At 71.4% G+C, this 7648-nt stretch carries 11 protein-coding genes; 7 read left to right on the top strand and 4 right to left on the bottom strand.

The window, feature by feature from the left end; genetic code table 11:
- Window positions 1-129 precede the first annotated feature (129 nt).
- Window positions 130-417 carry a hypothetical protein gene (locus tag F6X53_RS23135; protein ID WP_151002713.1) on the bottom strand — a complete coding sequence of 96 codons (288 nt, stop codon included), beginning with the start codon at window positions 415-417 and terminating at the stop codon, window positions 130-132.
- A gap of 223 nt (window positions 418-640) precedes the next feature.
- Between F6X53_RS23135 and F6X53_RS23130 the strand changes: the two genes are divergently transcribed.
- The 5 genes from F6X53_RS23130 (at window position 641) to F6X53_RS23110 (ending at window position 4534) form a co-directional block, all read left to right on the top strand.
- A complete protein-coding gene (locus tag F6X53_RS23130; protein WP_191970952.1) occupies window positions 641-1909 on the top strand; it encodes a YbfB/YjiJ family MFS transporter in 1269 nt (422 codons plus the stop codon).
- 502 nt (window positions 1910-2411) lie between these two features.
- Entirely contained in the window at window positions 2412-3380 is a 969-nt protein-coding gene (locus F6X53_RS23125) for a M10 family metallopeptidase C-terminal domain-containing protein (protein WP_151002711.1), read from the top strand.
- Window positions 3381-3558: 178 nt separating this feature from the next.
- Complete coding sequence (locus F6X53_RS23120; protein ID WP_151002710.1) at window positions 3559-3822, top strand: hypothetical protein; 264 nt, start codon at window positions 3559-3561, stop codon at window positions 3820-3822.
- Between the two features lie 115 nt (window positions 3823-3937).
- Complete coding sequence (locus tag F6X53_RS23115) at window positions 3938-4216, top strand: PilZ domain-containing protein (RefSeq protein WP_151002709.1); 279 nt, start codon at window positions 3938-3940, stop codon at window positions 4214-4216.
- Between the two features lie 105 nt (window positions 4217-4321).
- Window positions 4322-4534 (top strand): hypothetical protein, encoded by a 213-nt coding sequence (locus F6X53_RS23110; RefSeq protein ID WP_151002708.1) that lies wholly within the window; start codon window positions 4322-4324, stop codon window positions 4532-4534.
- Between the two features lie 199 nt (window positions 4535-4733).
- Here F6X53_RS23110 and F6X53_RS23105 read toward each other — a convergent pair whose 3' ends face one another.
- Together F6X53_RS23105 and F6X53_RS23100 are read right to left on the bottom strand one after the other, a co-directional pair.
- Window positions 4734-4982, bottom strand: coding sequence for a hypothetical protein (locus tag F6X53_RS23105; protein WP_151002707.1), 249 nt, complete (start codon window positions 4980-4982; stop codon window positions 4734-4736).
- 201 nt (window positions 4983-5183) lie between these two features.
- A complete protein-coding gene (locus tag F6X53_RS23100) occupies window positions 5184-5663 on the bottom strand; it encodes a hypothetical protein (RefSeq protein ID WP_151002706.1) in 480 nt (159 codons plus the stop codon).
- Window positions 5664-5773: 110 nt separating this feature from the next.
- On the opposite strand from F6X53_RS23100, the gene F6X53_RS23095 reads away from it, so the two are divergent.
- Entirely contained in the window at window positions 5774-6100 is a 327-nt protein-coding gene (locus F6X53_RS23095) for a hypothetical protein (protein ID WP_151002705.1), read from the top strand.
- Window positions 6101-6280: 180 nt separating this feature from the next.
- The gene (locus tag F6X53_RS23090; RefSeq protein ID WP_151002704.1) at window positions 6281-7195 is read left to right on the top strand and encodes a LysR family transcriptional regulator; all 915 of its coding nucleotides are present in this window, start codon (window positions 6281-6283) and stop codon (window positions 7193-7195) included.
- 17 nt (window positions 7196-7212) lie between these two features.
- Here the strand turns inward: F6X53_RS23090 and F6X53_RS23085 are convergent, their stop codons facing one another.
- Window positions 7213-7452, bottom strand: a complete 240-nt coding sequence (locus F6X53_RS23085) for a hypothetical protein (RefSeq protein WP_151002703.1) — start codon at window positions 7450-7452, stop codon at window positions 7213-7215.
- Window positions 7453-7648 lie beyond the last annotated feature (196 nt).

Genomic DNA, 7648 nt, shown 5'->3' with positions numbered 1-7648 from the left:
CATCCGCGTCTCTCCCTCGCCCGCCCGCCTCGGATCCACCCTCGTCGAACGCCTCAAAGGCTGAACATCGGCGGCGGGGCCTCGCGGTCCCGCCGCTTTCCGGCGATGCCGGCTGGCCTGCGGCCGCGATCAGTAGGGATTGCCGTAGTAGCGCCGCCGCACCGGACGATAGGTGTCGTCCACGGGCCGGGCGTAGCGCGGATAGGCCTGAACATAGGGGTCGAGGCGCGGATCGCGGTAATTGCCGTTATTGACCCCCGCCGAACGATCGTTGCCGCTGAGCGCCGCGTAGGGGGACAGGCCGCTCCCGGCATCCCCGCCGCCTCCGCCGCCGCCGCCATGTTGCGCCAGGGCTGCGCCCGAGAGGCCGAGCAACAGGCCGGCGGCCAGGGACGCGCGGATCGTCATTGTGCGCATGGTGCGTTCCTCGATGGAATTTCGTCCCTAATCGAACGGCAGGCCGAAGCCGAGGTTCCGGCCGGCCTGCGGAACGCCGATGCCGCAGCCTGACCGGGGCCGATGTCGGGCCATCCCCGATGCGCGAAGGCCCTCGGCCCGTACCGGGCCCTAAGCTGTTCCGCCGCTTGTGATCGCCCCGGAGGGCACGGCTATGCTACGCGCTCCTCACGAAGGAAGGCGCATGGCTGACGGGGATCTGGGAACGGGAGGCGGCGAACCGGCACGTCCGCTCGGCACGGCGCGGATCACCATGGCGGGGCTCTGCGCCGCCCTGGTGGGGATCGGCCTCGGCCGCTTCGCCTACACGCCCCTGATCCCCGCCCTGATCGAGGCGCGATGGTTCTCGGCCTCCGACGTCGTCTATCTCGGCGCGGCCAACCTCGCGGGCTATCTGGCGGGGGCGCTCGCGGCACGCCCGGCGAGCGCGCGCCTCGCGCCGCCCTGGATCCTGCGCGGCGCCATGCTGACCGCGACGCTCGCCTGCTTCGCCTGCACGGTGCCGCTCTCGCTGCCCTGGTTCTTCGCGTGGCGCTTCGCGGCGGGGGCGAGCGGCGGCCTGATCATGGTGCTCGCCGCCGCCACGATCCTGCCCCACGCCCCCGCAAGCCGGCGCGGCCTGGTCGGCGGCCTGATCTTCACCGGGGTCGGGCTCGGCATCGCGGCCTCCGGCACCCTCGTTCCCGTGCTCCTGCGCGTCGGCCTCGTGAAGACCTGGGCGGCCCTCGGCGTGCTCTCCGGCCTGCTGACGCTGGCGGCGTGGCCGAACTGGCCGGCCCATCGGCCGCCCGAGGCGCGGCGGGCGCCGCCGCGGCCCGGAGCCGAGCCTGCGGCGCCCCATTCCCGCGTCGTGCGGGGGCTGAGCCTCGCCTACGGCCTCAACGCCGTGGCGCTCGTGCCCCACATGGTCTTCCTCGTCGATTTCGTGGCGCGGGGCCTCGGGCGCGGCGTCGATGCGGGCGCCCGCGACTGGGTTCTGTACGGCCTCGGCGCCATGGCGGGACCGCTCCTGGCCGGCAACCTCGCCGACCGGGTCGGATTCGGCCCGGCCCTGCGCCTCGCGTTCCTGCTCCAGGCCGGGGCCGTGGCGATCCCGGCCTTCGACGACAGCCCGGCCGCGATGGCGCTGTCGAGCCTCGTGGTCGGCGCCTTCACGCCCGGCATCGTGCCCCTGATGATCGGGCGCCTGCACGAGTTGCTGCCGCACGACCCGGATGCCCAACGCCAAGCCTGGAGCCGCGCGACGACGAGCTTCGCCCTGTTCCAGGCGGCGTCGGCCTACGGCTTCTCCTACCTGTTCGCCCACACCGCCGGCACCCATGCGGGCCTGTTCGAACTCGGCAGCCTCGCGGTCCTGCTCGCCCTACTGGTCGATCTCGCGGTCACGCGCCGGGGGCCGCGTCCCGTCCCCGAGGCCCGAGCGCCCGAGGCGGCCTGCCCGCCCCGGGATTGAGGAACCCGGCCGATTGGTGGACAGAGGCTCGGGGCGCGGACGCGCGAGCCGGAAGGGGCACGGGTTTCATGGTCACGTTTTTCCTGATCGTCCTCATCGGCTGCGTGTTTCCGGCCGCGATGATCATCTGGGTCCTGAAGCAGCGGGATTCCTGACGGCGCCCGCCCGGAGCCGCGGCGCGGGTCCGAGCCGGGCGTCGTGCCCGGTCAGCGCGCGCCGCGGCGGCTTGGTCGATCAGGCCCGAACCCGTTGCCCCGTCCCTCCGCCATGGGAATGACCGGCGGGCAGTCGACGCCCGAGATCCGCGTGAGATCCCTCGCGGGGGCCTGACGCATGGGCGGCCCTGCGGTTCGGCCCCTCGGAAGAGCCCCTCACGCGGGCGGCAATCACATTGTTACCATATTGCGCCCCCAAGCGTGGCCGTGCATTCCAAGAATTACCGAACTATAAATCGCCAGAAGGAATGCAGACCTAAGAACATTTTCAAGGAAACACCGTACGAATGGCTACAACACCCACCAGTCTCGAAGCCTACTTCCTGCAGCTCATCAACGCGTCGCGCGCCAACGTTGGCGCCAAGGCGCTCGGATTCGACGGTGAGCTTCTGAATGCTGCCGATTCGCACAGCGCCTGGATGGATCAGACCGACACGTTCTCCCACACGGGAATCGGAGGCTCCAGCCCCGGCGCGCGCATCACGGACGCGGGTTATGGCTGGCAGGGCTACGGCGAGAACATCGCCTACGTGAGCGGTCCGCTCTCCGAGGCGACCGTCCAGCAATTGCACACCAACCTGATGAATTCGCCCGGCCACTACGCCAACATCGTCAACGGCTCGTTCGACGAGATCGGGATCGGCCTGCGGGAGGGCACCATCGACGGCCGCACGGTGACGTTCGTCACCGAGGATTTCGGCACGCCGAACGCCACCGAGCGCGCGGAAGCCAACGATGTCGGGACCGCGACCCTGGCTCCGGTGACGCCGGCGCCCGCGCCGGTCACAACAGCGCCGAGCCCCGCCCCGACGACGCCCGCTCCAACCGCGCCGACCCCCGCCCCCGCCGGCCTGACCCTGATCGGCAACAGCGGCGGCAACACCCTCAAGGGCGGCGCCGGCAACGACATCCTGAACGGCCACGGCGGCAAGGACATGCTGACGGGCGGCGCCGGCGGCGACAGCTTCGTGTTCGACACGCGCTCAGAGGCCAATGGCGACACCATCACGGATTTCGCGCACGGCCTGGACAAGATCGACCTGTCGCATATCGACGCGAATAGCCGCGCGGCGGGCAACCAGGGCTTCAGCTTCATCGGCGAGCAGGGTTTCCACGGAGCGGCCGGCGAGCTGAAGGCGTATCATTCGGGCGGCAACACCTACCTGGCCGGTGACGTCAACGGCGACGGCTCCGCCGATTTCACGATCAAGGCCCTCGGCGCGCACAGCTTCGCGACCGCCGACTTCATCCTCTGACCACGAGGCCCCCGACTCCGTCGGGGGCCAGCCCGTCCGGTGCCGGTCTGCCGCGCCCGTCGCGGGTCCGGGTCCGGGCCCAGGAACCGCCTCGCGCCACCGCGGGAAGATCCGCGGTGGGCGGGCTTCGAACCACCGCGACCTTGCCGGCCGTCCCGCGCCCCCTCTATCTGACGGGATGACCGAGACATTGACGACCGCCGCCCTCTGCGGCCTCAACCTGATCTCCGACGCCGAGGTGGACGCCGCCGTCGACGCCTTCCTGGCCGACCCGATGGCGCCGCCCTTCGTGTTCAAGGAGGGCTACCGCCTCAATCTCGGCAAGGCGGTGCGGCGCCATCCGGGTGCCGACGATTTCGTGAACCGCCGCGAGGTCGGCACGCAGCTCAAGCGCCCCTTCGTGCGGGCCGCCATCCTGCAGGCGCGGCCCGCCCGGGATTGAGGGCCGGGGCGGCCGTCATCGATTGATTCACGGTAATCCTTAATCTGCGATCAATCCCGCGCTGTCAGTCTGCTCCTGGGGAGGTGCTGACCATCCGCTTGCCGGGAGCGACCCCATGCCGTCCCTCGTCCGACCCCGTATCGCGATCCTCGAACCGCGCGAGAGCGAGCGCGTCCCGACGGCCCTGATGGCGTTCGCGCTCGGCCAGGGCGGCGCCCGCTTCCCCTGCTGCATCCGCAACGTCTCCGACACGGGGGCCCTGCTGGAGTTCCTCGGAACCGAGGTCGTGACGCTTCCGCCGAAATTCGACCTCGTCCTCGCCAACGACGCGCGCTTCACCGCGAAGGTCGTCTGGCGCGAAGGGCGCCGGGCAGGCGTCCTGTTCTGCCTCTGAGACGGCGCGCCGCGACTGAACCAATCATCCGGTCATCGGTTGAAGGGCTGAGGCGCCTGCCCAGACCCGAACGCCGCGGCAGACGATCCTCAGCGAGGAGGCGGCATGTCGAAGATCAGCGTGAAGCTCGCTTGCGACGGGACGCACTCGGTGATCCAGGGCCATGAGCCCGTGGTCAGCGGGCTCAGCCTGGACGATGCCGAGAACTACTCGACATTCATGCGGGCATCGGCGCGCGTGCGCCGGACGCGCCGGCTCCCCGACGCCCTGCGCGCGCGCGGCGGCGCGACAGCCGCGCAGCCTCAACTCTCCGCCTGAGGGCACGCCGCCGGCGCCCTCGACCGATCCTGTCCCGGCGCGCCCCCGGCTGCCCCTTCCAGGACGGCCGCCCCATGACCTCGCGCGCTCAAGATCCTTCAGCCCGAGCGTCCAACCTGCCGGGTGCCCGACGCGAAGGGCGACGCGGCAGGCGAGGGAGCGATGCGATCGCGTTCCTAGGAGGAGGATGGGGCGGTCCTCATTCGAAGATCATCACCTTCAGGATGTCGCGCCCGCGCCAGGTCACGGTGCAGGGCCTCGGGTTGAAATCCGGTGCGATCGCCAAGCTGAAACAGTCAGGCAGGTCGCGGGCAAGATTGGTCGCGATCAGAGCCCTGGTCTTGCCAAGAAGCGCAGCCTTGCATCCGTAAGATCGAGGCCAATCCCGGAGGATCACCTCGGCATCGACGAGCGCGGATCGCGCGTCCTCTTTGACTAGAGTGTCCATGACGGTGTTTCCTCACTCCCAATGTGAGGCAAAACTGCTCTGTCAGATGTTTACGAGATCTTACTTCGATCCTCCACATCCGCGGGTGACGGCAGGAAGCATCTTTCCGTCAGCGGGAGGAACCCCGGAATCCGGACGGGCCTCTCGGAAGCCCGCGCCCGGCCCCACACGGGCCCCGGTGCGAGGGTCGGGGCTTGAGCATCAGGGTGTTTCGCCCCCCGCATCTGGGGCGGGCGCGTCCTCCTGCTGCGCCCGGCGCGCGGCCCAGTCCCGATCCCGGGCGGCCTGCGCCTGCCGTACGCTCTCCAGCTCCCGCTCCTGCGCGGCATGGGCTGCCCGCCGGCGCTGCGCCTCGCGCGCGGCCGCCCGCTTCCTGCGCTGCAGCTCGGCCTCCTTCTGCCTCAGGATCTCCTCGACCGTGATGGGCTCGGGCGGGGCCTTGGGCTGCGCCCAGGCGTAGCGCTGTCCCGATGGGCGCGGGGGCCGCGGCGGGCGCGCCTCGGGACGCGGTGCGGCCTGCGCGTCGAGGACGGCCAGGGCCTCGGTGAGCGAGAGGCCGGCCGCGGCCGCGACGCGCGTGGCCGCGGCCCGGCCCGCAGCGCGCTCGCCGGCCGTCGCGCCGCGCTCCATCAGGGCCCGGCATTTCGCGAAGCGGTCGCGATCCAGGATGCGGGCGCTCACCGGGGCGGGTTCGTGCGAGGCCGGCTCACCCGAGACCGGGGCGCAGGGCGGGGTGAACCATTGTCCTGCGGTCCCGTTGGGCCCTGCCGATCCCGATCCGGAGACCCATCATGCGCACGACGCTCGCTCTCGCGGCCACCCTCGCCCTCTCGCTTCCCGGCATCGCCGCGGCGCAGACCACCGGACCCTCGACGGTCGGCGGCGGCGCGCAGGACACCCTGAATACCCCAGGCCGCCCGAAGAGCAACGGCGCACCGATGCGGGAGGCTGGTCCAAGCTCAGCGCTGGACGGTCGGACGGGCACGGTCGGAGGGGCCGGCACCGCGCTCGGCACCGGCGGCCCGGGAGTCGGCACCGGCGCCGGCGGTCCTCCCGGCACCGGCGCCATACCGGGCACGGGCGGAACCGCGGGCGGCCCGGGCGGGATCAATCGCTGAGCGCGTCGCGGGGCGAGGAAGCTTACCGCGTCCGCGTCCGGCAGGTGATCGATAGCGTGCGCCATCCTGCGGCGCCCGGGTGAGGCGGGGCTCGGCCTCGCGCACCGGCACAATCGCTGTTGCGGGGAGCGGCGGAATTTGCGCAGATGGCGCGTTACCCTCTCGCTCAGCGGAACGATCATGGACCGGATCGAGGCGATGCGCGTGTTCGTCACCGCCATCGATGCGGGCAGCCTCGCGGGGGCGGGGCGGCGCCTGGGACACTCGCCTGCGGCGGTGAGCCGGGCGCTCGCCTTCCTGGAATCTCATGTCGGGACGGAGCTTCTGCACCGGACGACCCGCTCGATCCGGCTGAGCGAGGCGGGCGAGCGTTACGCGGCCGCCTGCCGCCGGGTCCTCGTCGACCTGGAGGAGGCCGACCTTTTGGCGGCCGGCGAGCGGGCCGCCCCGCGCGGAACCCTGACCCTGACGGCGCCCCTCGTCAGCGGCACCTGGATCCTGCGTCCGATCCTCGACGCCTTCCTGGACGCGCAATCCGAGGTCCGTGCCAAGCTGCTGCTGCTCGACCGGCCCGTGAACCTCGTGGAGGAGGGCGTCGACCTCGCGCTGCGGATCGCGCATCTGCCGGATTCGAGCCTCGTGGCCGTGCGGGTCGGCGCGGTGCGGCGGGTCGTCTGCGCGGCGCCGGCCTATCTCGCGCATCATCCAGCCCTCGCCGAGCCGGCCGATCTGGCGAACCACCGCTGCATCGCGACGACGACCTTCGGGCAGGATTCCTGGAGCTTCGCCCCGGTCCCGGGTTCGAGCCAGCCGCGGCACGTCGCCTTCACGCCACGGCTCGTGGTCAATGCGGTCGAGGCGGCCGTGGACTCGGCGGTCGCGGGCCATGGCCCCACGATGGTGCTCTCCTATCAGGTGGCCGAGCATGTCCGGGCCGGTCGCCTGCGGATCGTGCTGGCGGAGGCCGAGCTGCCGCCGCGGCCCGTCCACCTCGTCATGCCCGAGGGCCGTCTCTCGGTGCCGAAGGTGCGGGCCTTCGTGGATTTCGCGGTTCCGCTGCTGAAGGCGCGGTTCGCCGATCTCGCGGCGCCCTGAGGCGACCTGCTCCGGGCTCAGGCGGCCGACACCCCGCAGACATCGACCTGCACCACTTGGCCGGCGAGCAGCGTGCAGATGCATTCCTGCCCGGCCTCCGTCGCGAAGGCGTGGAACAGCCGCTCCTCCAGGGCCGAGAGCCCGTCACCCGGCAGGTCGGCGATCTCCCGGCGCGTGCGCTCCTCCAGGGAGGGCAGGTCGCCCGTGACGGTCGCGGCGACGCGCGCCGCCTGCGTGAAGACAATGTCGAAGGACATGGCCGCCTCCTCGAATGGTCAAGCTCAAGCAGTAGCAGGCCTTCGGGCGATTTTGAGGTGTCCCGCGATGTTTTTGCGACCTAGGTTCGCTACCGCGCGCAGGTATACAACCTGTCCGGGCTTTCGCGCAGGACGGCCGCGCGCATCCTCCGCCGGCACGGAACCTGTTCCCGGCGGGAGCGGCGGCATAGCCGCC

This window comes from Methylobacterium soli, from assembly GCF_008806385.1.
Taxonomy (GTDB): Bacteria; Pseudomonadota; Alphaproteobacteria; order Rhizobiales; family Beijerinckiaceae; genus Methylobacterium; species Methylobacterium soli.
The sequence above is the reverse complement of the archived record's forward strand: the minus strand, read 5'-3'. Positions and strand labels throughout refer to the sequence as shown.

What these genes read in the sequence shown, in the direction of transcription:
- F6X53_RS23120 (WP_151002710.1), top strand. Translation starts at nt 3,559, where the DNA reads ATGACCGAGACATTGACGACCGCCGCCCTCTGCGGCCTCAACCTGATC.
- F6X53_RS23135 (WP_151002713.1), bottom strand. Translation starts at nt 417, where the DNA reads ATGCGCACAATGACGATCCGCGCGTCCCTGGCCGCCGGCCTGTTGCTC.
- F6X53_RS23130 (WP_191970952.1), top strand. Translation starts at nt 641, where the DNA reads ATGGCTGACGGGGATCTGGGAACGGGAGGCGGCGAACCGGCACGTCCG.
- F6X53_RS23105 (WP_151002707.1), bottom strand. Translation starts at nt 4,982, where the DNA reads ATGGACACTCTAGTCAAAGAGGACGCGCGATCCGCGCTCGTCGATGCC.
- F6X53_RS23095 (WP_151002705.1), top strand. Translation starts at nt 5,774, where the DNA reads ATGCGCACGACGCTCGCTCTCGCGGCCACCCTCGCCCTCTCGCTTCCC.
- F6X53_RS23090 (WP_151002704.1), top strand. Translation starts at nt 6,281, where the DNA reads ATGGACCGGATCGAGGCGATGCGCGTGTTCGTCACCGCCATCGATGCG.
- F6X53_RS23115 (WP_151002709.1), top strand. Translation starts at nt 3,938, where the DNA reads ATGCCGTCCCTCGTCCGACCCCGTATCGCGATCCTCGAACCGCGCGAG.
- F6X53_RS23085 (WP_151002703.1), bottom strand. Translation starts at nt 7,452, where the DNA reads ATGTCCTTCGACATTGTCTTCACGCAGGCGGCGCGCGTCGCCGCGACC.
- F6X53_RS23110 (WP_151002708.1), top strand. Translation starts at nt 4,322, where the DNA reads ATGTCGAAGATCAGCGTGAAGCTCGCTTGCGACGGGACGCACTCGGTG.
- F6X53_RS23125 (WP_151002711.1), top strand. Translation starts at nt 2,412, where the DNA reads ATGGCTACAACACCCACCAGTCTCGAAGCCTACTTCCTGCAGCTCATC.